This is a genomic window from Streptomyces virginiae (assembly GCF_040638905.1).
GTDB classification, from domain to species: domain Bacteria; phylum Actinomycetota; class Actinomycetes; order Streptomycetales; family Streptomycetaceae; genus Streptomyces; species Streptomyces virginiae_B.
Genome location: NZ_JBEZYV010000012.1, coordinates 72895 through 94692 on the forward strand (window position 1 = coordinate 72895; position 21798 = coordinate 94692).

Sequence of the window (21798 nt, forward strand, 5' to 3'; positions counted from 1 at the left end):
TCTGGAGGCATGCCCGCACCGACCGCGTCCCCGACGACCACCCCCGCCGCCGCACTCCCCACCGAACCCTCCGCCGAGGCGGCGGCCCGGTCCCGCTTCGGACCGGTCGCACTGGTGGTCTCGGCCGGCATCTCGGTGCAGTTCGGGGCCGCCCTCGCGGTCATGATCATGCCGCGGGCGGGTGCCGCGGGCGTGGTGACCCTGCGCCTGGCGGCCGCCGCGATCGTGCTGCTGCTCCTGTGCCGGCCGAAGGTGCGCGGGTACACGCGCTCCGACTGGGGCACGGTCGTCGCGTTCGGCGTGGCGATGGCCGGCATGAACGGCCTCTTCTACCAGGCCATCGACCGGATCCCGCTCGGCCCGGCGGTCACCCTGGAGGTGCTCGGGCCGCTCGCCCTGTCCGTCGTCGTCTCCCGCCGCCTGGTGAACCTCCTGTGGGCCGGCCTCGCCCTCGGCGGCGTGGTGCTGCTGTCCGGACACGGCGGGGGCGGTCTCGGCTTCGGCTCCCTCGACCCGCTGGGCGCGGCCTACGCGCTCGGGGCGGGCGCGATGTGGGCGGCGTACATCGTATTCAGCGCGCGCACCGGCCGCCGCTTCCCGCAGGCCGACGGCCTGGCCCTCGCGATGGCCGCGGCCGCCGTCCTCTCCCTGCCGCTGGGTGTGTTCGAAGCCGGCGCGGACCTGCTGGTCCCGAGCACCCTCGCGCTGGGCGTCGGGGTGGCCGTACTGTCCTCCGTACTGCCCTACACCCTCGAACTCCTCGCCCTGCGGCGGATGCCCGCTCCGACCTTCGCGATCCTGATGAGCCTGGAGCCGGCGATCGCCGCCACCGCGGGATTCCTCGTCCTGAACCAGGCCCTTTCGGGGCTCGACGCCCTCGCCATCGCCCTTGTCATCGCGGCCAGCATGGGCGCGGTGCGCTCCCAGATCGGAAAGCAGCCCGCCTGATGGACGTCACCGCCTACCTGGAAGCCGCCCCCGAGGCCCGCAGGCCGGCCCTCGCCCGCCTGCGCGAGCTGTGCGCGACGGAGCTGGAGGGCTTCGAAGAGGGCATCGCGTACGGGATGCCGGCCTATGTGCGGGCGGGTGAGACCGACGCGGAGATCGCCTGGGCGAACCAGAAGCAGTACATCTCCTTCTACCTGATGCGCACGGACGTCCGGGACGCCTTCGCGGACCGCCTGGCGGGCCACGACATGGGCAAGGCCTGCCTCCGCTTCCGCAACCCCGCCAAGGTCGACTTCGACCTCCTCCGCGACCTCCTCCGCGCCACGGCCCGGGCGGGTCGGGGCGGGGTGTGCTGAGGGGCGGACCGGTGAGGCCGATCCGCCGGGGCGGGATCGAAGTCGCGCCGGGGGTTTCCCGTCAGTAAATCGCTACGCGCTCCTGCCTGATGGCGTCTGCGGGTTCCTGTGGCTGGGCATAAGCCGCCCCGGATCGCTACGCGCTTCTCCCTGACCGCGTCCGGCCCTCGTCCGGGGCTGATCGGGGCGGACTGGGCTTCCGGTCGAGGCCGGCCCCGAGCAAAGCCGCGCCGGCTCACGGCGTCTGGCCCGGGACGCCGGTGATCGCCCGCGCGCCGCTCTGTAGGCTGTGCGCGAGCTCACGCTGAGCGCGTTCAAAAGCAGAAAACAGGGGGATCGGTGCGTCATCGCCGACTCGTAATGTCCGCTGCCGCCATCGTGGCGGCAAGCATCGGTTGCATACCCGGCACGGCTCAGGCCGCTGATCCGGTCAAGCCCGCCGGGCAGGCGGCGGGGGCGCCCGCCGTGGATCCGGCGGCAGGGTTCGAGACCTTCACGAGTGCCGCCACCACCGGCGGCGCGCAGCTGAGTCTCTTCCTGAGCGCCCGGGCGTGGTCGGCGCACAGCGTCGAGCTGACGACCTCGCTCGGCAGGGGTACGCCGCCGCTGGAGACCACCATCGACTGGGGTGACGGGACCACGGGCACGGTGACGGCCTCCGCTTCTTCGGAGACGCGGACCTCGCACACCTACAAGGAGCTCGGCGAGTACACGATCAAGGCCACCGTCGTCGATCCGGTCCTCGGGACGAGCGACACCAGGGAGGTCCGGGTCAAGACGGCGGGCTCGGAGTTCACCCCGTACGGTCCCACCCGCCTGCTGGACACCCGCAGCGGCACGGGCGCCGTCAAGGGCAAGGTCAGGGGGTACTCCTCGACCCGTCTGAAGGTCGCGGGGAACGGCGGCATCCCCGCCGGGGCCACCGCCGTCGCGCTCAACGTGACCGCCGCCAACAGCACCAGTGGCGGGCACGTCAGCGTCTTCGCCTCCGGCGCCACGCGGCCGACCGCGTCGAACATCAACTTCGAGGCCGGTCAGACCGTTCCCAACCTGGTGATCGCGCAGGTCGGTGCGGACGGCTACGTCGAGCTGTACAACGGCGGCTGGGAGCCGGTCGATCTGATCGCCGACGTCACGGGCTACTTCGGCCAGCAGGAAGCCAGCGGTTACGCCCCGCAGGCGCCGGCCCGGGTCGTCGACACCCGCTACGGGACCGGCGTGCAGGGCGGTCCGGTCGCCGGCCAGGGCTCCTTCACCGTCAAGGTGGCCGAACCGGGCGCCACCGCCGTCGCGCTGAACGTGACGGCCACCAACCCGCAGGAGGCCGGTCACCTGACCGCCCACCCGGCCGGGCAGGCGGCGCCGACCACGTCCAACGTGAACTTCACCGCCGGGCAGACGGTTGCGAACTCGGTGATCGTGCCGGTCGACAAGGACGGCCGGATCACCGTCCGCAACGGCTCCTGGGCCCCGTCCGACGTCATCGTGGAACTGGTCGGCACGTACAGCGCCGCGAGCCCCTGTGCCTATGTGCCGGTCCCGCCGGTCCGGCAGATCGACACGCGCGAGAGCTGGTCCAAGGGACCGTGGCCCACGCGCGGTTACCTCTGGCAGGCCTTCTCGATCGGGCAGGAGGCCTGGGTGCTGAACACCACGGTCACCAACACGCGCGGCGCGGGCTTCCTCTCGGTCGCACCGGACCCCAACTCCACCGGCAGCTACGCCGACAGGACCGCCCTCACCCCGCAGCGCCCGGTCTCCTCCACCCTGAACTGGACGGCGGGCAGGACCACCGCCAACCTGGTCCAGGCGAGCTCCGGTGAATACGGCATCGTCGACTTCTGGAACCAGGGCTGGGACAGCGCCGACCTGGTCGTCGACATCTTCGGCTACTACGACAACTGGTAGCCGGGCCGCGCCTGCAACCGGACCGGTCCACCGTGCGTCATCTGTGGAGCGTGCGCCCGCCCGGACGGCCGCGGGGGACCGGCTGGGCGGGCGTACGGCATCAGCCGAGGGGGAGGTCCAGGTACGACGGGGTGGCCTCCGGGGAGGTGAAGGCCAGCGTCGCGCGGGGTAGGTTGGCATCGGCGTAGAAGGGGTCGCGGGAGTCGATCACCAGCATCAGGCGGTGGCCGCGCCGCACGTCGTACGCCGTGGCCTGGAGCTCGATGTCCGCGCTGATCAGGCTGTCGGGCGGGGACTCCAGGTCGCTGTACGGGGCGTGGGTGACGAGGTGGGCCGTGCCGTCCGGGGTCGCGTCGAGGAGGTACGCGACGAAGGTGGACCCGGGGTTCGCCGCCCGGTAGGTCACGCGGAGCCGGGGCGTGCCGCGCAGCCGGACGGTCTCCGCGGCCGGGTCGGCGGTCCAGACGGCGGCGACGGTGCGGTCGATGTCCTCCGTCAGGTAGGCCTTCGGGCGGCCCGCCATCTCCGCGTAACCGGACTCGACGACCTTGTCGGCGACGGTCGCCGGGGTGTCCATCCCGCACAGCACGGTCGCCGTCCAGCCGGCCTCCGCGTCCGGGGCGAGTTCGCCGCCGTCGGCGAGGTAGAGCCGTTGCAGCTGTTCGGTGACGGAGGGCCAGGTGGGGCGGGGTTCGAGGGTTTTGCTCCACATGACCTCGCCGATGAACTGGCCCTCGTCGTCGATGCCGTTGTCGATGCCCTTGAGGTGGTGGTCGAACCAGCGGTGGGCGTCCGTCCAGATCCGGTTGGGCAGGCCGAGGACGCCTGACATCTCGGGGCCCGAGTGGTCGCCTATGGAGATCGCGAGGCGTTTGGGCCCGGTCAGCTCGTTGAACATCCGCAGCGTCTGGTTGGCGGGGAAGAGCGTCTCGTGCCAGGCGTGCGAGAAGAAGACGGGCACCTGGCGGCGGTTGAGCTCCTTGATGTGGGTGAACGGCGAGCGGACCTCGGCCCAGCGCAGGGTGCCCCGGACGTCGCTGCCGGTGAGGACGTTGTCGAGGACGCTCTGTGTCTGCGGGCTCAGCCGTGCCTTCGCGGCCGCCTTGAGCAGGGCCTGCACGGCCGCGACGCGGCGGGTGGAGTTCTCGTGGAAGGCCTCCCCGAGGTCGCCCCAGGTGCTGAGCGCGACGACGGCGTCGACGCGGGTGTCGTGCGCGGCGACGAGCTGGCTGATGCCGGAGCCGTACGAGCCCCCGAGGAAACCGATCTTCGTCACGGGGCCGGTGCTGCGCTCGATCAGGTGGTCCAGGGCGCGGCTGCCGTCGGCGACGTCGAGCGGGCCGGCCACGTCGACCTGGCCTTCGGAGCCCGCGAAGCCGCGGGTGGAGTAGGCGAGGACGTTGTAGCCGCGGGCCGCGAAGAGGGTGGCCTGGACGGCGTACGCGAGCCAGCCCAGGCTGGTCCAGGGCGACGGCATGACGATCATCGGGCGGGGCTGGGCGCCGGTGTGCCGCCAGAGCGCCGCGTCGAGGAGGTCGCCGTCGGCGCCGGTCACCTTGCCGCGGGTGAAGACGGCGAGGGCGCGCGCCTCGGCGACCGCGGCGGCCCGGGCGGTCGGCAGGCCGGTGACGTCGCCGCTCTCCAGCGCGGAGACGAAGGCGCCGAGGGCGGTCGCGTCGAGTTCGGGATAGAGGGAGAAGGGAGGTCGGGCGGCTGCAGTCACGTCAGTTCATCCTCTTTGTCGAGTGACACGAACGTGGGCGCCCGCCCGGGCCCAGAGCGGAGCGTTCAGTATCGACGGGACATCCGGTGACGTATCGCGGGTTTCCGGCTTACGGCCTGAATCGCCCTCCGCGGTCCCCGGCGTGGGCGTGCCGCGAGACCTGCGGGCCGTGCGGGTGTGGATCAACTGCCCCTGAGATGCGGTGGCTTGGTGCGGGTGGCGCGAAGGTGCCACCCTCCGAGAAAATCATGCAAGCGTGCTTGATTGTTTTTCTGGGTGCTGTCAGTCTTCCCCTCACGCCGAGAAGGGGAGCGCACCGTGCCCGATCCGTCCGCCGTCGACGACGCCGTCGCCGTCTTCACCGATCTGCGCGAGGAGGGACGCGAACTCGACGCTCTCGTCGAGGGGTTGCCCGGCCCGGACTGGGCCCGTCCCACGCCCGCACCCGGCTGGAGCGTCGCCCACCAGATCGCCCACCTGCACTGGACCGACCGGGCCTCGCTGCTCTCCCTCACCGACGCCGCCGGCTTCGGCCACATGGTCGAGGAGGCGCTGAAAGCCCCCGACTCCTTCGTCGACGACGGCGCGCGGGAGGGCGCGGCGCTGCCGCCCGCCGAGCTGCTCACCCGCTGGCGGGACACGCGGGGCGCCCTCGCGCAGGCCCTCGCCGAGGCCCCGCCCGACACCCGTTTCCCCTGGTACGGGCCGCCGATGAAGGCCGCCTCGATGGCCAGCGCCCGCCTGATGGAGACTTGGGCGCACGGCCAGGACGTCGCCGACGCGCTCGGCGTGCGGCGCACCCCGACCGCGCGACTGCGGCACGTGGCACGGATCGGCGTACGGGCCCGCGACTACGCCTACGCCGTACGCGGACTGCCCGCCCCCGACGGAGAGTTCCGGGTGGAGCTGACCGCCCCCGACGGCGCGGGGGTGTGGGCGTACGGGCCGCCGCAGGCCGCACAGCGGATCACCGGCCCGGCCCTCGACTTCTGCCTGCTGGTGACCCAGCGGGCGCACCGCGCCGACTTGGACCTGACCGCGACCGGCCCCGACGCGGACCGCTGGCTGGACATCGCCCAGGCCTTCGCCGGGCCGGCGGGCGCCGGACGCGAGCCGGGGGGCCGACGGTGACCCGGCGCCCCCTCCTCATCGGCAACGCGTCCGGCTTCTACGGCGACCGCTCCAGCGCCCTGCGCGAGATGCTCACCGGCGGTCCGCTGGACGTGCTGACCGGGGACTACCTGGCCGAGCTGACCATGCTGATCCTTGGCCGGGACCGCCTGAAGAACCCCGAACTCGGCTACGCCAAGACCTTCCTGCGCCAGCTGGAGGAGGCGCTCGGGCTCGCGCACGAGCGGGGCGTACGGATCGTCACCAACGCGGGCGGTCTGAACCCGGCCGGGCTGGCCGACGCGGTACGGGCGCTGGCGGCCAAGGTGGGCGTGCCCGTCTGCGTGGCCCACGTCGAGGGCGACGACCTCACCGCCCGCGAGGACGGCGCCCTGACGGCCAACGCCTACCTCGGCGGCGCCGGGATCACGGCCTGCCTGCGGGCCGGCGCGGACGTGGTCGTCACCGGCCGGGTCACGGACGCGGCGCTGGTCAGCGGCCCGGCGGCCTGGTGGTTCGACTGGGCGCCGGAGGACCACGACCGGCTGGCGGGAGCGGTGGTCGCGGGCCACGTCCTGGAATGCGGAACCCAGGCCACCGGCGGCAACTACTCCTTCTTCACCGCCCACGACGTCCGCCGCCCCGGCTTCCCGCTCGCGGAGATCTCGGCGGACGGCTCGGCGGTCATCACCAAGCACCCGGGGACGGGTGGGGTGGTCTCGGCGGGCACGGTCACCGCCCAGCTCCTGTACGAGACCCAGGGCGTCCGCTACCTCGGCCCGGACGTGACCGCCCGCCTGGACACGGTCCGGCTCGACGACGACGGCGCCGACCGCGTGCGGATCTCGGGAGTGCGCGGGGAGCAGCCGCCGTCCACCCTCAAGGTGGGCGTGACCCGGATCGGCGGCTGGCGCAACGAGGTGGTCTTCGTCCTGACCGGCCTGGACATCGAGGAGAAGGCCGACCTCGTCCGCTCCCAGCTCGCCGAGGCCCTGGAGGGTGTCGCCGACGCCGCCTGGACCCTGGCCCGTACCGACCACGACGACGCCGAAACGGAGGAGACGGCGAGCGCCCTGCTGCGCCTGGTGGTCCGCGACCCGTCCCCGGACCGGATCGGCCGCGCCCTGACCTCGACGGCCGTCGAACTGGCCCTGGGCAGCTACCCGGGCTTCCACCTCACCACCCCACCCGGCCCGGCCCAGCCCTACGGCGTCTTCGCCTCGACCTTGGCCCCGGCAACGGAGGTCCCCCACACCGCAGTCCTCCCGGACGGCACCCACGCCCCGATGCCCGCCCCCGCTGCTCCCGCCCCACTGGCGGAGCCGGCCGCTTTTCAAGCCTCCCCTGCAGAGCCAGCCGCACCTTCAGCCCGGCCGGCGGAGCCGGCCGCTTCTCCAGCCTCGCCGGCGTTTGAGGCGCGGGGGTCCGGGGGCGGAGCCCCCGAAGGGGTCGGGGGCGCAGCCCCCGCCGGGCCCGGGGCGGAGCCCCGGGAGACCGTCCGCGCCCCCCTCGGGGCGCTGGCCGGGGCCCGCAGTGGAGACAAGGGCGGCGACGCCAACGTCGGCGTCTGGACCGAGTCCGCCCCCGCCTGGCACTGGCTTCGCGACACCCTCACCGTCGACCGGTTCCAGGCCCTGCTCCCCGAGACCCGCGGCCTCGCCGTGCAGCGGCACGAACTGCCCAACCTCCGCGCCCTGAACTTCACCGTCACCGGCATTCTCGGCGACGGCGTCGCCTCCGGCCACCGCTTCGACCCGCAGGCCAAGGCCCTCGGTGAATGGCTGCGCGCCCGCCACCTCGACATCCCCGTCGACCTCCTGCCACCCCAGGCCCGCACCGCGACCGCCGCGGCGCCCGCAGCCGCCCCGCGGCCCGCCGAGGGCCCCGCACCCGCCCCGCAGCCCGCCCAGGGCCCCGCACCCGTATCCGCCCCGGAGGGGACCGGCCCATGACCCGCCTGCGCACCACCGTCGACCCCCACGCCCCCGAGCACACCAGTGCCCGTACGGCCGCACTGGAGCGCCTCGACGCCCTCGACGCCGAACACGCCAAGGCCCTCCAGGGCGGCGGGGACAAGTACACGGCCCGCCACAAGAAGCGCGGCAAGCTCCTGGCGCGCGAGCGCGTCGAGCTGCTCCTCGACCCCGACACCCCGTTCCTGGAGCTGTCCCCGCTCGCCGCCTGGGGCAGCGACTACCCCGTCGGCGCCTCCATGGTGACCGGCATCGGCACGGTCGAGGGCGTCGAATGCCTGGTCACCGCCAACGACCCCACCGTCCGGGGCGGCGCCAGCAACCCCTGGACACTGAGGAAGGCGCTGCGGGCCAACGAGATCGCCCGCCAGAACCGCCTCCCCGTCATCAGCCTCGTGGAGTCCGGCGGCGCCGACCTGCCCTCCCAGAAGGAGATCTTCATCCCGGGCGGCGCGATCTTCCGCGACCTCACGCGGCTCTCGGCCGAAGGCATCCCTACCGTCGCGGTCGTCTTCGGCAACTCCACCGCCGGAGGCGCGTACGTCCCCGGCATGTCCGACCACACCGTCATGATCAAGGACCGCTCCAAGGTGTTCCTCGGTGGCCCGCCCCTGGTCAAGATGGCCACCGGCGAGGAGAGCGACGACGAGTCCCTCGGCGGGGCCGACATGCACGCCCGCACCTCCGGGCTCGCCGACCACTACGCCCTCGACGAGTACGACGCCATCCGCCAGGCCCGCCGCATCGTGGCCCGCCTGAACCACCGCAAGCCCCACCAGGACCCGCCGAAGGCCGAGGAGCCCCTCTACGACCCGGAGGAACTCCTCGGGATCGTCCCGCCCGACCTGAAGACCCCCTTCGACCCGCGCGAGGTCATCGCCCGCATCGTCGACGCCTCCGACTTCGACGAGTTCAAGCCGCTGTACGGCACCAGCCTCGTCACCGGCTGGGCCACCCTCCACGGCTACCCCGTCGGCATCCTCGCCAACGCACAGGGCGTGCTGTTCAGCGCCGAGTCCCAGAAGGCCGCGCAGTTCATCCAGCTCGCCAACCAGCGCGACATCCCACTCCTCTTCCTCCACAACACCACCGGCTACATGGTCGGCAAGGAGTACGAGCAGGGCGGCATCGTCAAACACGGCTCGATGATGATCAACGCCGTCTCCAACTCCAGGGTCCCGCACCTGTCCGTGCTCATCGGCGCCAGCTATGGCGCCGGCCACTACGGCATGTGCGGCCGCGCCTACGAGCCCCGCTTCCTCTTCGCCTGGCCCAGCGCCAAGTCCGCCGTCATGGGCCCCCAGCAGCTCGCCGGAGTCCTCTCCATCGTGTCCCGGCAGTCCGCCGCCGCCAAGGGACTCCCGTACGACGAGGAACAGGACGCCGGGATGCGGGCCTTCGTCGAGGCGCAGATCGAGTCCGAGTCCCTCCCCATGTTCCTGTCCGGGCGGCTGTACGACGACGGGGTCATCGACCCGCGCGACACCCGTACCGTCCTCGGCCTGTGCCTGTCGGCCGTCCACAACGCCCCCGTCGAGGGCGCCCGTGGCGGCTTCGGCGTCTTCCGGATGTGAGCCCGCACATGACCCCTCAGATCAGCTCCCTGCTCGTCGCCAACCGGGGCGAGATCGCCGTACGGATCTTCCGCACGGCCCGCGACCTGGGCCTGGCCACCGTCGCCGTCCACTCCGACCCCGACGCCGACGCCCTGCACGTCCGCGCCGCCGACGCGGCCGTCCGGCTGCCGGGCGCCGCCCCCGCAGACACCTACCTGCGCGGCGACCTGGTCATCAAGGCCGCCCTCGCCGCCGGAGCCGACGCCGTCCACCCCGGCTACGGCTTCCTCTCCGAGAACGCCGACTTCGCCCGCCAGGTCCAGGACTCCGGCCTCATCTGGATCGGCCCGCCCCCCGAGGCCATCGAGGCCATGGCCTCCAAGACCCGGGCCAAGGAACTGGTGCGCGCCGCCGGCGTCCCGCTCCTCGACCCCGTCGACCCGGCCACCGCCACCCCCGCCGACCTGCCGCTCCTGCTCAAGGCGGCCGCCGGCGGCGGCGGTCGCGGCATGCGCGTGGTCCGCGACCTGGACGTCCTCAAGGAGGCCCTCCACGCCGCGTCCGCCGAAGCGGCCTCCGCTTTCGGCGACGGCGAGGTGTTCGCCGAGCCCTACATCGAACGCGGCCGCCACGTCGAGGTGCAGATCCTCGCCGACGCCCACGGCACCGTCTGGGCCCTCGGCACCCGCGACTGCTCCCTCCAGCGCCGCCACCAGAAGGTCATCGAGGAGGCCCCGGCGCCGGGCCTGCCGGACACCCTGCGCGACAGCCTGCACGCCGCTGCCGTCGCCGCCGCCCGCGCCGTCTCCTACCGTGGAGCGGGCACCGTCGAGTTCCTCGTCACCGCCGACGGACGCCCGTACTTCCTGGAGATGAACACCCGCCTCCAGGTGGAACACCCCGTCACCGAAGCGGTCTTCGACCTCGACCTCGTCGCCCTGCAGCTGCGCGTCGCCGAAGGCGCCGCCCTGCCGCTGTCGCCCCCGGAGCCCACCGGCCACGCCGTCGAGGCCCGCCTCTACGCCGAGGACCCCGCCCAGGACTGGCGCCCCCAGACCGGCGTACTGCACACCCTCGACATCCCGGGCCAGGTCCGCGTCGACACCGGCTTCACCGACGGCGACACCGTCGGCATCCACTACGACCCCATGCTCGCCAAGGTCGTGGCCCACGCCCCCACCCGTGCCGAGGCCGTACGCACCCTCGCCCACGCCCTCGCCGGAGCCCGCATCCACGGGCTCACCACCAACCGCGAACTGCTCGTAGGCTCCCTGCGGCACCGGGAGTTCACCACGGCACAGATCGACACGGGCTTCTACGACCGCCACCTCGCCGCCCTCACCGAGACCGCCCCGGACGCCGGCACGGCCGCCCTCGCCGCGGCCCTCGCCGAGGCCGCCCCCACTCCGGACGCACCCCTCGCCGCCCGCCTCGGCGGCTGGCGCAACGTGCGCTCCCAGCCGCAGACCCGCCGCTACACCTCCGCCGGTACCGAGTACGAGGTCCAGTACCACCCCGTCGACCACCCGGGCATTCGAGTCCTGTCCGCCGAACGGCACCTCGTCACCCTCGAAGTCGACGGCATCCGCCGGATGTTCCACGTGAAACGAAATTCGAACAACACCGAGGTCTACGTCGACTCCCCGCTCGGAGCCCACACCCTCACCCCCGTCCCCCGGTTCCCCGACCCCCAGGACCGCACCGAACCGGGCTCCCTGCTCGCCCCCATGCCCGGCACCGTCGTCCGCGTGGCCGACGGCCTCGCCCCCGGCAGCCACGTCACCGCCGGCCAGCCCCTGCTCTGGCTGGAGGCCATGAAGATGGAGCACCGCATCCTCGCTCCGGCCTCCGGCACGCTCACCGCGCTCCACGCCGCCACCGGCCAACAGGTCGAGTTCGGTGCCCTGCTCGCCGTAGTCCAGGAGGAACCGCAGCCATGAGCTCCACCATCGAATCCGCCGAACACAAGGCCCTGCGCACCGCCGTCGCCGCCCTCGGACAGCGCTACGGCCGCGAGTACCTCGCCCGCGTCGCCCGCGAGGGCGCCCACCCCGACGAACTGTGGGCCGACGCCGCGAAGCTCGGATACCTCGGCGTCAACCTCCCCGAGGAGTACGGCGGCGGAGGCGGCGGCATCGCCGAACTGGCCATCGTCCTCGAAGAACTCGGCGCCGCCGGCTGCCCCCTGCTCATGATGGTCGTCTCGCCCGCCATCTGCGGCACGGTCATCGCCCGCTTCGGCACCGACGAGCAGAAGCGGACCTGGCTCCCCGGCCTCGCCGACGGCAGCCTCACCATGGCCTTCGGCATCACCGAACCCGACGCCGGGTCCAACTCCCACCGCATCACCACCACAGCCCGCCGCGACGGCGACGGCTGGATCCTCACCGGCCGCAAGGTCTTCATCTCCGGCGTCGACATCGCCGACGCCACCCTCATCGTCGGCCGCACCGAAACAGCATCATCCAGCGGGGCCGCACCGGCCCTCAAGCCGTGCCTGTTCATCATCCCGCGCGACACCCCCGGCTTCGGCCGCTCGGTCATCGACATGGAACTCCAGGCGGCGGAGAAGCAGTTCGAACTGACCCTGGACGAGGTCCGCCTGCCATGCTCCGCGCTGGTCGGCGACGAGGACGCCGGACTGCTCCAGCTCTTCGCCGGCCTCAACCCCGAACGCATCATGACCGCCGCCTTCGCCATCGGCATGGGCCGCTACGCCCTCGCCCGGGCCGTCGAGTACGCCAAGACCCGCCAGGTGTGGAAGGAGCCGATCGGCGCACACCAGGCCGTCGCCCACCCGCTGGCCCAGGCGCACATCGAACTGGAACTGGCCCGCCTCATGACACAGAAGGCGGCCGCGCTGTACGACGCCGGCGACGACATGGGCGCGGGCGAGGCCGCGAACATGGCGAAGTACGCGGCGGGGGAGGCCTGCGTCCGCGCGGTCGACCAGTCCGTCCACACCCTCGGCGGCAACGGCCTCACCCGCGAGTACGGCCTCGGCTCCCTCATCACGGCCTCCCGCGTGGCCCGCATCGCCCCCGTCAGCCGCGAAATGATCCTCAACTTCGTCTCCCACCAAACGCTAGGCCTCCCCAAGTCCTACTAGGGCCCTGCGGGCTGGCTCGGCGGGGTCGGCCCGGTCGCTCCGGTTGCCCTGGGGGCGGCTCGGAGGTGTGGGGCTTGCTTCGGCGGAGCCGGGTGGGGTCTGGTCGGTCCGGGGTGCTGTGCCGGGGTGTCTCCTCGGCTCGGCGCGTGCGGGCCATCGCGGCTGTACCCGGTGGTTGCGCGCTCGTCCTGCGGGGACACCCCGCCACGTCCCCCCCTCCCCTCCACCAACCCGGCCGCGGGCAGGCCGGAGCCACCCCATGGGATCCCCGGCACTGCCGGAGCCGGCGGTGGGCGGGGACGCTTCACGGGATCCCGGATCGCTGCCGGAGCCGGCGGTGGGGTGGGGACACGTAGGAGGGTCCCCGCAGGACGAGGCGCGACCACCGGGTACGGCCGAGAAATGCCCGCACGCGCCGAGCCGAGGAGACCCTCGTACGGGGCACCGCCCCACACCCCGACCCCGCCAAGCACCCGCGCGGGACCGGCCACCGCTGGACACCGCCGACCACCTCGCGGGGGGACCGCATGCCCTGCACCCGCCGAGCACCCCCGCAGGGGACCGGCGCAGCCCCCGAGACCGGCGAACACCCCCTGGGGGACCGGCCCCGGCCGGACAACACCGAGCCCGCAGGGCAACCCGAACACCGCCGAGCAAGCCCGCAGGGCAGGAGCGCATACGCTCCCCCGAAGGACCCCGCGCACCCAGCGACCGCTCCGGAGGAGCCATGGCCACACCCGTCCACGCCGCAACGGCGGCCGGAGTCACCACCCTCACCCTCGACTCCCCGGCCAACCGCAACGCCCTCTCCGCGGAGCTCGTCGCCGAGCTCCGCGCCGCCTTCGCCGCGGCCGGGGCCGACCCGGCGGTGCGTGCCGTCGTCCTCACCCACACCGGCGGCACGTTCTGCTCCGGAGCCGACCTCAAGTCGCCCTTCGACCCCGCCGACTTCGTGGCCCTGCTGCGCGAGATCACCGAGCTGCCCAAGCCGGTGGTCGCCCGCGTCACCGGCCACGTCCGGGCCGGCGGCCTCGGCCTGCTCGGCGTCTGCGACATCGCCGCCGCCGGGCCGAAGTCCTCGTACGCCTTCACGGAGACCCACCTGGGCGTGGTCCCCGCCGTCATCTCCGCGCCGCTCCTGCCCCGCCTGGACCCGCGCGCCGCAGCCCGGTACTTCCTGACGGCGGAGGCGTTCGACGCCGCCGAGGCCGCACGGATCGGGCTGCTCACCCTCCACGGGGAGGACGTCGACGAGATCCTCGCGCCCGTCCTCTCGGGCCTGCGCAAGGCCGGCCCCGAGGCGCTCGCCGCGACCAGGCGACTGGTCACCGCCCCTGTGCGGGCGGCCCTCGCCCAGGACGGCGTCGCGCTCACCGAACTGTCCGCACACCACTTCGCCTCCGCCGAGGCCCGCGAGGGCATCACCGCCCGCTTCGAGCGCCGGGACCCGTCATGGGCCCTGTGACCGACAGCGCCGCCGCCGCGGCCATGACCGGCCCCAAGCAGGCGCGCAGTCGCGTCACCCGCCGCCACCTGCTGGAAGCGGCCGTGTCCTGCCTCGCCGAGCACGGCTGGGCCGGGTCCACCGTCTCCGCCGTCGCGGAACGCGCCGGCGTCTCGCGCGGAGCGGCCCAGCACCACTTCCCGACCCGCGAGGACCTGTTCACCGCCGCCGTCGAGTACGTCGCCGAAGAACGCTCCACCGCCCTGCGCGACCTCTTCCACGCCGGCCCGGCCGCCCGCCCGGCCGTGGTGCAGGCACTGGTCGACCTGTACACGGGCGCCCTCTTCCGCGCCGCGCTCCAGCTGTGGGTCGCCGCCTCCAACGAGGAGCAGCTGCGTCCGCGGGTCACCGAGCTGGAGGCCCGGGTCGGCCGCGAGACCCACCGCATAGCCGTCGAACTGCTGGGCGCCGACGAGTCCGTGCCCGGCGTACGGGAGACCGTGCAGGGCCTCCTCGACATGGCCCGCGGCCTGGGCCTGGCGAACGTCCTGACCGACGACGCCGCCCGACGGGCCCGTGTCGTGGCCCAGTGGTCCCGGATCCTCGACGCGGCCCTGGGCTGAGCCGGGCGGCCCGAAAACGCGGCGGGGGCGCCGCGCCCGGAGGAGTCCGGGACGCGGCGCCCCGCGGGGTGCGGCGGCCGAGCCGCGCAGGCGCCGAGCGGTCAGGCGGTGTCGGCGATGTCCGCGTAGCCCTCGATCTCCTGCGGGTTGCGCCGGCCCGGCCCCGTGTAGCGGGCCGACGGGCGCACCAGGCGGCCCGTGCGCTTCTGCTCCAGGATGTGCGCCGACCAGCCCGCGGTACGGGCGCAGCTGAACATCGAGGTGAACATGTGCGCCGGCACCTCCGCGAAGTCCAGCATGATCGCGGCCCAGAACTCCACGTTGGTGGCGAGCACACGGTCGGGGCGACGCGCGTGCAGCTCCTCCAGCGCGGCCTTCTCCAGCGCGGCGGCCACCTCGTAGCGCGGCGCGTCCAGCTCCTTGGCGGTGCGGCGCAGCACGCGGGCGCGCGGGTCCTCGGCGCGGTAGACGCGGTGCCCGAAGCCCATCAGGCGCTCGCCCTTGTCGAGGGCCTTCTTCACGTACGCCACGGCGTCGCCGGTGCGCTCGATCTCCTCGATCATGCCGAGCACGCGGGACGGCGCCCCGCCGTGCAGGGGCCCCGACATGGCGCCGACGGCGCCGGACAGCGCCGCGGCGACATCCGCCCCGGTCGACGCGATGACGCGCGCGGTGAAGGTGGAGGCGTTCATGCCGTGCTCGGCGGCGGACGTCCAGTACGCGTCGACGGCCTTGACGTGCTTGGGGTCCGGCTCGCCCCGCCAGCGGATCATGAACCGCTCGACGACGGACTCGGCCTTGTCGATCTCGCGCTGCGGGACCATCGGCAGGCCCTGGCCGCGGGCGGACTGGGCGACGTACGACAGCGCCATCACGGCCGCGCGCGCCAGGTCGTCGCGGGCGGTCTGGACGTCGATGTCCAGCAGCGGTTTCAGACCCCACACGGGGGCGAGCATCGCGAGGGCGGACTGCACGTCGACGCGAATGTCACCGGAGTGGACGGGGATGGGGAAGGGTTCGGCGGCCGGCAGGCCGGGGTTGAAAGCACCGTCGACCAGCAGGCCCCACACGTTCCCGAAGGAGACGTGCCCGACAAGGTCTTCGATGTCGACACCCCGGTAGCGGAGCGATCCGCCTTCCTTGTCGGGTTCGGCGATCTCCGTCTCGAACGCGACGACCCCTTCGAGCCCGGGTACGAAGTCGGACATCAGGCGGCTCCTCAGATAGTGCGAACACGCGCGGCTCCCGGCGTGACTCGCGGTCCGGCGCGGTCATCCCCGTTGATGCCCGGCACGGCCGATGGTCACCCGTGCGGGGGCCTTCGGACCGGCCCCAAGATTTTGGCGGCTGCGCCCCGACTGCGGAAGCGTGACATACGGCACACCCTCCCCGGTCCACCTGCGGCAGGATGGCTCGCGTGACCGATCAGGACATTGACCCCGCCATGATGCGCAAGCAGTACCGCTCGGAGATCGTCCACGAGGAGAGCCTCGCCGAGGACCCCATGGAGCAGTTCGCCCGGTGGTTCCAGCAGGCGGCCGACTCGCACCTCTTCGAACCGAACGCCATGGTCGTCTCGACGGCCACCCCCGACGGACGGCCCAGCTCGCGCACGGTGCTGCTGAAGCAGTTCGACAGCAGGGGCTTCGTCTTCTTCACCAACTACGCGTCCCGCAAGGGCCGGGAGCTCGCCGCGAACCCGCACGTCGCGCTGCTCTTCCCGTGGCACCCCATCGCCCGCCAGGTGATCGTCACCGGCACGGCGTCCCGCATCGGCCGCGACGAGACGGCGGCGTACTTCCGGTCCCGGCCGCACGGCTCGCAGCTGGGCGCCTGGGCGAGCGAGCAGTCGAGCGTGATCGGCTCCCGGGCGGAGCTGGACGGCCGCTACGCCGAGCTGGCCGCGCGCTACCCCGAGGGCGAGCAGGTCCCGGTCCCGCCGGAGTGGGGCGGGCTGCGGGTGGTTCCGCAGGAGGTCGAGTTCTGGCAGGGCCACGAGAACCGGCTGCACGACCGGCTGCACTACGTACTGGAGGGCGAGAAGTGGCGCCTGGAACGGCTCTGCCCGTAGCCGCGGGGACCACGCCGCCTGTTCGCGCCCCGCGGGAGGCGGCCCGCTCCCGTTCCTGCCCACCCGCGGCGGGAGCGTAGACGCAGACGACCCGCGGGCTCGGGTCCTCTCCTGCAGTGAGAGGAGCCGGCCGGACGTGCCGGCGAGCCCGCGGGTCGGGTGACTGCTTGGGATTGGCGCCGGGCGATCCGCCGGGCACCGCACTGGGTGCGTTGCTGACGACGGGCCCTAGCCCGCAGCCACCTCACGCGTCCGGAGTTCATACATTTCCGGGATCACCTCCTTTCAGTGTGCGTCCACTGTAAGCAGGCCCGCGCTCGTGGCTCAATCGAATTTCGTCGGCGAATCCACAGGTGTGTCCGTCGGCTCTCCGGAGCAGCCGCAAATTCCGGTGGGAGACATCAAAACGGCTGGTCAGCGTTGTGATCTCGAATCCGGAGTGCGTCCGCTCCGAGAAATCCCGGTCACTGGATGACACGGCCGCCGCGATCAAGACCGTGCCGAACGCGGTCTGCTCCACGTGGAACTCCATCACGGGTGTGAACCGGCACAGGCGCGATGCTGACCAGCCCTCGGCGGACGAGGGTGGTCCGCCCCTGCGGGCCGAATCGCCGCGCAGCTGCACGCCCGCGACCGCAGAGCCCGCACGGCTTCGGTCCTTGAGCCGGATGGTGGGCGTCAGCGGCTCTCTGTGTCGCCGTCGCGGGCATGTTGCCCCAGATGTGGGGGACCGCAGGGATTTCTCCGAATGCGGTGTGGGCTGCGTCACGTTCGAGTTCAATGATCTGACGTGCCGCATACGCCAACACCTGCTGGGGGTTCCAGGTGAGTGCTTCCGGACGTGACGAGACCACTGACGATCTGCTCGCCGCGCTGCTGGACGGGATGGACGCCGCGCTGTGCGCCTTCGACTCCGACGGGGTGATCACCCACTGGAACCGTGAGGCCGAGCGGATCCTGGGCTGGTCCGCCGGGGAGGCCGTGGGGCGCAAGGGGTTCGAAGGGTGGGCGGTGCGGGCCGCCGACGCGCAGGACGTACAGGACAGACTGATGTCCGCCCAGCACGTGCCCGGGCGCCAGGTCCACGAGTTCGCGCTGCTCACCAAGGACGGCGGGCGCGTCCTGGTACGGACGCAGTCCGCCGGGGTGCCGGGCGCGGACGGCTCGCCCGCGGGGGTGTACTGCGCCTTCAGCGAGGTGCACGCACAGATCGACCTGGAGCGGTCCATCGCGCTGAGCGAGGCCCTGATGGAGGACGCCTCCTGGGGCGTCGTCCTCGTCGACGTCGACCTGCGGCCCGCCGTGGTCAACGCGCACGCCGCGCGGGCCTTCGGGACCGGCCGTACCGCCCTGCTCGGCCGGCCCCTCGGCGAGCTGCTGACCCAGGGGGTGGAGGAGCTGGAGGGGGCGCTCCAGCACGTGCTCGCGGAGGGGGCGCCGCCCGCGCCCGTGGAGATGTGGGTGTCGGTGCGCACGGCCGAGGGCGTACGGCGCCGGTGTTGGCGCTGCGGGTTCGTGCGGCTGGCTTCACCGCTCGCGGAGGAACCGGTGCCGCTGGGCGTCGGCTGGCTGCTCCAGGACGTCACCGAGGCCCGGCAGGAGCAGCTCGACGCCGCGCAGGCGCGGTTCCGTTCCCACCAGCTGCACCGGGCGGGGCGGGCCGCCGCCGAGTGCGAGGACCCGGCGGAGGCGGCCGCCGTACGCCTGGACTTCGCACTCGCCGGCTTCGCCGAGCACGCCCTGCTGGACGTACTGGCCCCCGCGGCCGACTCCGAGCGGCGCAGGCTCGTACGGTGCGCCGCGTCGCCGCCCGCGCTGCCGGGGCCCGGTTCGATCCCCGTACGGTACGCGGCCGGGCACCCGGCGCTGCAGGCGCTGGACCGGATCGGCTCGGTGCGCACCAGCGCCCCGCGCGGTGAGGCGGACGCGGAGTGGGCGCGGGCCCGGCAGTGGCCCGAGGGCGCGGCGCACGTGCTGTGCACGGTGCTGCGCAGCCGGGGGCGGACCCTGGGGGCGCTGACGTTCCTGCGGGGGCCGTCGCGGGCGGCGTTCGAGCGTGCGGACGCGGCGTACGCGGAGGAGGTGGCGGCCCGCGTGGCCGCGGACCTGGACCTGGCGGCGGGCTCCGGGTCCGCTCAGTGACGGAAGAAGATCCGGTCGCCGTACTCCTGCATGACGCGGCCGTTCCACTCGTGGCCGCCGTCGACGTTGCCCGAGCGCAGGAGCGGGGGCTCCAGGCCGCGGGCGGCGAGTTCGCCGGCGGCCGTGGCCATGACCGCCTGCATGATCGCGCTGGTGACGACGGTGGAGGCGGGGGCGAAGGGGGCGTCGATGCCGTCGATGCTCAGTTCCGCGTCACCGACCGCGATCTTGCTGTCGAGGACGACGTCGCAGTGGTCCTTGAGGAAGGTGCCCGAGGCGTGCCGTGAGCGGGTGCCGGTGGCGTACGCGACCGAGGTGACGCCGATGACCTTGAGGCCGATGGCGCGCGCGTTCATGGCCATCTCGACGGGCAGCGCGTTGCGCCCGGACAGGGAGATGATCACGAGGACGTCGCCGTCGGAGGCGGGGCTGCTGTCGAGGACGGCGCCGGCGAGGCCGTCGACGCGTTCGAGGGCGCTGCCCAGGGTGGCGGGCATGACGTCGACTCCGGCGGTGCCGGGGACGGCGAGGAAGTTCATCAGGGCGAGGCCGCCCGCCCGGTAGACGACGTCCTGGGCGGGCAGTGAGGAGTGGCCGGCGCCGAACGCGAAGAGGCGGTTGCCGCCGGCGACGGCGTCGGCGACGAGGGTGCCGGCCTGGGCGATGCGCGGGGCCTCCTCGTCCCGGACCCGCTCCAGCAGGCCGATGGCGGCGTCGAAGAACTGACCGGCCAGCTTGCTCTCGCTCATACGCCGAAGGCCCTTCCAGAGGTGGGGTGCGTCCGTGTCCGCCGCTCACCGTGCGGTCTGGACCAAGGGCGTGTCAATACGGCCGTCAATCCCGTGGCCCAGGGGCCGGGGGAGGTCCGGGACCGGTCTTGGCCCGCGGCACGGGACGGTTGTCCGCCCGATGCGTCAGAATTGGGGACAGGGCCAGCGCACGCAATCCGAGGGGCACGAATGTCCGGACTGATCGATACCACGGAGATGTATCTCCGCACCATCCTCGAGCTGGAAGAGGAAGGCGTGGTCCCCATGCGCGCCCGGATCGCCGAGAGGCTGGACCAGAGCGGGCCGACGGTGAGCCAGACGGTGGCGCGCATGGAGCGGGACGGTCTGGTGGCCGTCGCCACGGACCGCCATCTGGAGCTGACGGACGAGGGCCGGCGGCTGGCGACGCGCGTGATGCGCAAGCACCGGCTCGCCGAGTGCCTGCTCGTCGACGTCATCGGCCTGGAGTGGGAGCAGGTGCACGCGGAGGCCTGCCGGTGGGAGCACGTGATGAGCGAGGCGGTGGAGCGGCGGGTGCTGGAGCTGCTGCGCCACCCGACCGAGTCGCCGTACGGGAACCCGATCCCGGGGCTGGAGGAGCTGGGCGAGAAGGCGGAGGCCGAGCCGTTCCTGGAGGACGGCATGATCAGCCTGTCCGAGCTCGACCCGGGTACCGAGGGCAAGACGGTGGTCGTGCGGCGGATCGGGGAGCCGATCCAGACGGACGCCCAGCTGATGTACACGCTGCGGCGGGCGGGCGTGCAGCCCGGCTCGGTGGTGAGCGTGACCGAGTCCCCTGGGGGTGTGCTGGTCGGCAGCGGTGGCGAGGCCGCCGAGCTGGAGGCCGAGATCGCCTCGCACGTGTTCGTGGCGAAGCGCTGACCCCGGGGTCCTTCGGTGTGGGTGGTCCCGGCGCCTTGCGGCGCCGGGACCGGTCCTCCCCTGTGTGACCTGGAGCCCCGAGCTCTCAAGGTCGTCCCCACGGACCGTCTTCCCCGAGCGGCCCGCTCCCTGTTGAAAGGATCTCCATCGGCAGCGGCGGTCAATCCTTGAGCAAGGTCACTCGAAAGAGCGGTGTTGTGGGCGAGAACCCCGTTTTCGAATGGGGGTTCGATAGGCTGGCGGGGAGCGAAGGGGGTGCATCTGCGGTGGTACAGCGCATCGATGTGACAGGGGCCGAAGGTGTCCGGCTGGCCGCCTGGCAGTTCCGAGAACCGGTCCCCGGAGCAGACCCCCGCCCCGGCGTGCTGTTACTGCACGGGCTGATGGGCCGCGCCTCACACTGGGCCGGTACCGCCCACTGGCTCGGAGAACGCCGCCGCGTCGTCGCCCTGGACCAGCGCGGCCACGGCCACAGTGCCCGCCCGCCCGCCGGTGCGGCCCCGCACACCACCCTGGGCCGCGAAGCCTTCGTGGCCGACGCGGAAGCCGCCGTCGTACAGCTCGGCCTCGCCCCCGTCACCCTGATCGGCCACTCCATGGGCGCCCTCACCGCCTGGCAGCTCGCCGCCCGCCGCCCGGACCTGGTCGCGGCCCTCGTCATCTGCGACATGCGCGCCTCGGCCCTCGGCGCTGCCTCCCAACGCGAGTGGGAGGACTGGTTCCACCTCTGGCCCCTCCCCTTCCCCACCCAGGACGCCGCCCGCCGCTGGTTCGGCGAGGACGACCCCCGCGTGGAGCGCCCCGACCCCGGCCGCGGCGCCTTCTTCGCCGAGGTCATGCACGAGTCCTCGGACGGCTGGCGCCCGCTCTTCTCCCGCCGCCAGATGCTGACGGCCCGCGAAACCTGGGTCCACGACGCCCACTGGGAGGAGCTGGCCCAGGTCCGCTGCCCGACCCTGGTGGTCCGCGGCCTGGACGGCGAACTGGGCCGCGCCGAGGCCCAGGAGATGGTCCGTGTCCTCCCGGCCGGCCGCTACGCGGAGATCCCCGACGCCGGCCACTACCTCCACTACGACCAACCGACAGCCTGGCGCGCCGTCCTGGAGCCCTTCCTGGACGACATCCCGGCCCACACCTCCTGACACCGGTCCGACGGAGTGGGAGAGCGACCTGTCCGGACGGC

The 21798-nt window shown here is 73.1% G+C and carries 18 protein-coding genes; 14 read left to right on the forward strand and 4 right to left on the reverse strand.

All coding sequences use genetic code 11. From position 1 onward, the window contains the following. The first annotated feature begins 9 nt into the window (after nt 1–9). From AB0F82_RS19085 to AB0F82_RS19095, 3 genes are all read left to right on the forward strand, one after another. Entirely contained in the window at nt 10–948 is a 939-nt protein-coding gene (locus tag AB0F82_RS19085; RefSeq protein ID WP_362628994.1) for an EamA family transporter, read from the forward strand. Next, nucleotides 948–1304, forward strand: coding sequence for an iron chaperone (locus tag AB0F82_RS19090; protein WP_356812975.1), 357 nt, complete (start codon nt 948–950; stop codon nt 1302–1304). The genes AB0F82_RS19085 and AB0F82_RS19090 overlap by 1 nt, the downstream gene beginning before the upstream one ends. Before the next feature lie 378 nt (nt 1305–1682). Beyond that, complete coding sequence (locus AB0F82_RS19095; RefSeq protein WP_362628997.1) at nt 1683–3212, forward strand: PKD domain-containing protein; 1530 nt, start codon at nt 1683–1685, stop codon at nt 3210–3212. Between the two features lie 100 nt (nt 3213–3312). Here AB0F82_RS19095 and AB0F82_RS19100 read toward each other — a convergent pair whose 3' ends face one another. Continuing rightward, a complete protein-coding gene (locus tag AB0F82_RS19100; RefSeq protein WP_362629000.1) occupies nt 3313–4935 on the reverse strand; it encodes a CocE/NonD family hydrolase in 1623 nt (540 codons plus the stop codon). Between the two features lie 318 nt (nt 4936–5253). On the opposite strand from AB0F82_RS19100, the gene AB0F82_RS19105 reads away from it, so the two are divergent. From AB0F82_RS19105 to AB0F82_RS19135, 7 genes are all read left to right on the forward strand, one after another. Further along, nucleotides 5254–6066, forward strand: a complete 813-nt coding sequence (locus AB0F82_RS19105; protein WP_362629003.1) for a TIGR03084 family metal-binding protein — start codon at nt 5254–5256, stop codon at nt 6064–6066. Between the two features lie 68 nt (nt 6067–6134). After that, nucleotides 6135–7997, forward strand: coding sequence for an acyclic terpene utilization AtuA family protein (locus tag AB0F82_RS19110; RefSeq protein ID WP_362629207.1), 1863 nt, complete (start codon nt 6135–6137; stop codon nt 7995–7997). Further along, a complete protein-coding gene (locus tag AB0F82_RS19115) occupies nt 7994–9592 on the forward strand; it encodes an acyl-CoA carboxylase subunit beta (RefSeq protein ID WP_356812979.1) in 1599 nt (532 codons plus the stop codon). Before AB0F82_RS19110 ends, AB0F82_RS19115 begins: the two co-directional genes overlap by 4 nt. 8 nt (nt 9593–9600) lie before the next feature. Then, nucleotides 9601–11514, forward strand: a complete 1914-nt coding sequence (locus AB0F82_RS19120) for a biotin carboxylase N-terminal domain-containing protein (RefSeq protein ID WP_362629007.1) — start codon at nt 9601–9603, stop codon at nt 11512–11514. Then, nucleotides 11511–12683 (forward strand): acyl-CoA dehydrogenase family protein, encoded by a 1173-nt coding sequence (locus AB0F82_RS19125; RefSeq protein ID WP_362629010.1) that lies wholly within the window; start codon nt 11511–11513, stop codon nt 12681–12683. The genes AB0F82_RS19120 and AB0F82_RS19125 overlap by 4 nt, the downstream gene beginning before the upstream one ends. 727 nt (nt 12684–13410) lie before the next feature. After that, the gene (locus AB0F82_RS19130) at nt 13411–14148 is read left to right on the forward strand and encodes an enoyl-CoA hydratase family protein (protein ID WP_356815101.1); all 738 of its coding nucleotides are present in this window, start codon (nt 13411–13413) and stop codon (nt 14146–14148) included. Continuing rightward, nucleotides 14136–14750, forward strand: a complete 615-nt coding sequence (locus AB0F82_RS19135; RefSeq protein ID WP_362629013.1) for a TetR/AcrR family transcriptional regulator — start codon at nt 14136–14138, stop codon at nt 14748–14750. Before AB0F82_RS19130 ends, AB0F82_RS19135 begins: the two co-directional genes overlap by 13 nt. Nucleotides 14751–14851: 101 nt before the next feature. Here AB0F82_RS19135 and AB0F82_RS19140 read toward each other — a convergent pair whose 3' ends face one another. Then, nucleotides 14852–15958 (reverse strand): citrate synthase 2, encoded by a 1107-nt coding sequence (locus AB0F82_RS19140; RefSeq protein ID WP_030027765.1) that lies wholly within the window; start codon nt 15956–15958, stop codon nt 14852–14854. 200 nt (nt 15959–16158) lie between these two features. On the opposite strand from AB0F82_RS19140, the gene pdxH reads away from it, so the two are divergent. Then, a complete protein-coding gene (gene pdxH, locus AB0F82_RS19145) occupies nt 16159–16821 on the forward strand; it encodes a pyridoxamine 5'-phosphate oxidase (RefSeq protein ID WP_356815099.1) in 663 nt (220 codons plus the stop codon). Between the two features lie 259 nt (nt 16822–17080). On the opposite strand, the gene AB0F82_RS19150 is transcribed toward pdxH, so the two are convergent. After that, nucleotides 17081–17341: a hypothetical protein gene (locus AB0F82_RS19150; RefSeq protein WP_362629017.1), complete on the reverse strand. Its 261-nt coding sequence runs from the start codon at nt 17339–17341 to the stop codon at nt 17081–17083. Between the two features lie 305 nt (nt 17342–17646). Here AB0F82_RS19150 and AB0F82_RS19155 point away from each other — a divergent pair, with 305 nt between their 5' ends. Continuing rightward, nucleotides 17647–18963 (forward strand): PAS domain-containing protein, encoded by a 1317-nt coding sequence (locus tag AB0F82_RS19155; protein ID WP_356815097.1) that lies wholly within the window; start codon nt 17647–17649, stop codon nt 18961–18963. Here AB0F82_RS19155 and AB0F82_RS19160 read toward each other — a convergent pair. Next, the gene (locus AB0F82_RS19160) at nt 18957–19712 is read right to left on the reverse strand and encodes an SIS domain-containing protein (RefSeq protein WP_356815096.1); all 756 of its coding nucleotides are present in this window, start codon (nt 19710–19712) and stop codon (nt 18957–18959) included. The genes AB0F82_RS19155 and AB0F82_RS19160 overlap by 7 nt on opposite strands. A 210-nt stretch (nt 19713–19922) precedes the next feature. Here AB0F82_RS19160 and AB0F82_RS19165 point away from each other — a divergent pair, with 210 nt between their 5' ends. Both AB0F82_RS19165 and AB0F82_RS19170 read left to right on the forward strand, forming a co-directional pair. After that, entirely contained in the window at nt 19923–20615 is a 693-nt protein-coding gene (locus tag AB0F82_RS19165; protein WP_030665907.1) for a metal-dependent transcriptional regulator, read from the forward strand. A 266-nt stretch (nt 20616–20881) separates the two neighbouring features. Next, on the forward strand, nt 20882–21757 hold the full coding sequence (locus AB0F82_RS19170; RefSeq protein WP_356815095.1) for an alpha/beta fold hydrolase: 876 nt from the start codon (nt 20882–20884) through the stop codon (nt 21755–21757). The last annotated feature ends 41 nt before the right edge of the window (nt 21758–21798 follow it).

Bases quoted from the DNA above. Each gene is read 5' to 3' on its own strand.
- AB0F82_RS19085 (WP_362628994.1), top strand. From the start codon at position 10: ATGCCCGCACCGACCGCGTCCCCGACGACCACCCCCGCCGCCGCACTC.
- AB0F82_RS19090 (WP_356812975.1), top strand. From the start codon at position 948: ATGGACGTCACCGCCTACCTGGAAGCCGCCCCCGAGGCCCGCAGGCCG.
- AB0F82_RS19110 (WP_362629207.1), top strand. From the start codon at position 6,135: ATGCTCACCGGCGGTCCGCTGGACGTGCTGACCGGGGACTACCTGGCC.
- AB0F82_RS19115 (WP_356812979.1), top strand. From the start codon at position 7,994: ATGACCCGCCTGCGCACCACCGTCGACCCCCACGCCCCCGAGCACACC.
- AB0F82_RS19120 (WP_362629007.1), top strand. From the start codon at position 9,601: ATGACCCCTCAGATCAGCTCCCTGCTCGTCGCCAACCGGGGCGAGATC.
- AB0F82_RS19125 (WP_362629010.1), top strand. From the start codon at position 11,511: ATGAGCTCCACCATCGAATCCGCCGAACACAAGGCCCTGCGCACCGCC.
- AB0F82_RS19130 (WP_356815101.1), top strand. From the start codon at position 13,411: ATGGCCACACCCGTCCACGCCGCAACGGCGGCCGGAGTCACCACCCTC.
- AB0F82_RS19135 (WP_362629013.1), top strand. From the start codon at position 14,136: ATGGGCCCTGTGACCGACAGCGCCGCCGCCGCGGCCATGACCGGCCCC.
- AB0F82_RS19140 (WP_030027765.1), bottom strand. From the start codon at position 15,958: ATGTCCGACTTCGTACCCGGGCTCGAAGGGGTCGTCGCGTTCGAGACG.
- pdxH (WP_356815099.1), top strand. From the start codon at position 16,159: ATGGCTCGCGTGACCGATCAGGACATTGACCCCGCCATGATGCGCAAG.
- AB0F82_RS19160 (WP_356815096.1), bottom strand. From the start codon at position 19,712: ATGAGCGAGAGCAAGCTGGCCGGTCAGTTCTTCGACGCCGCCATCGGC.
- AB0F82_RS19165 (WP_030665907.1), top strand. From the start codon at position 19,923: ATGTCCGGACTGATCGATACCACGGAGATGTATCTCCGCACCATCCTC.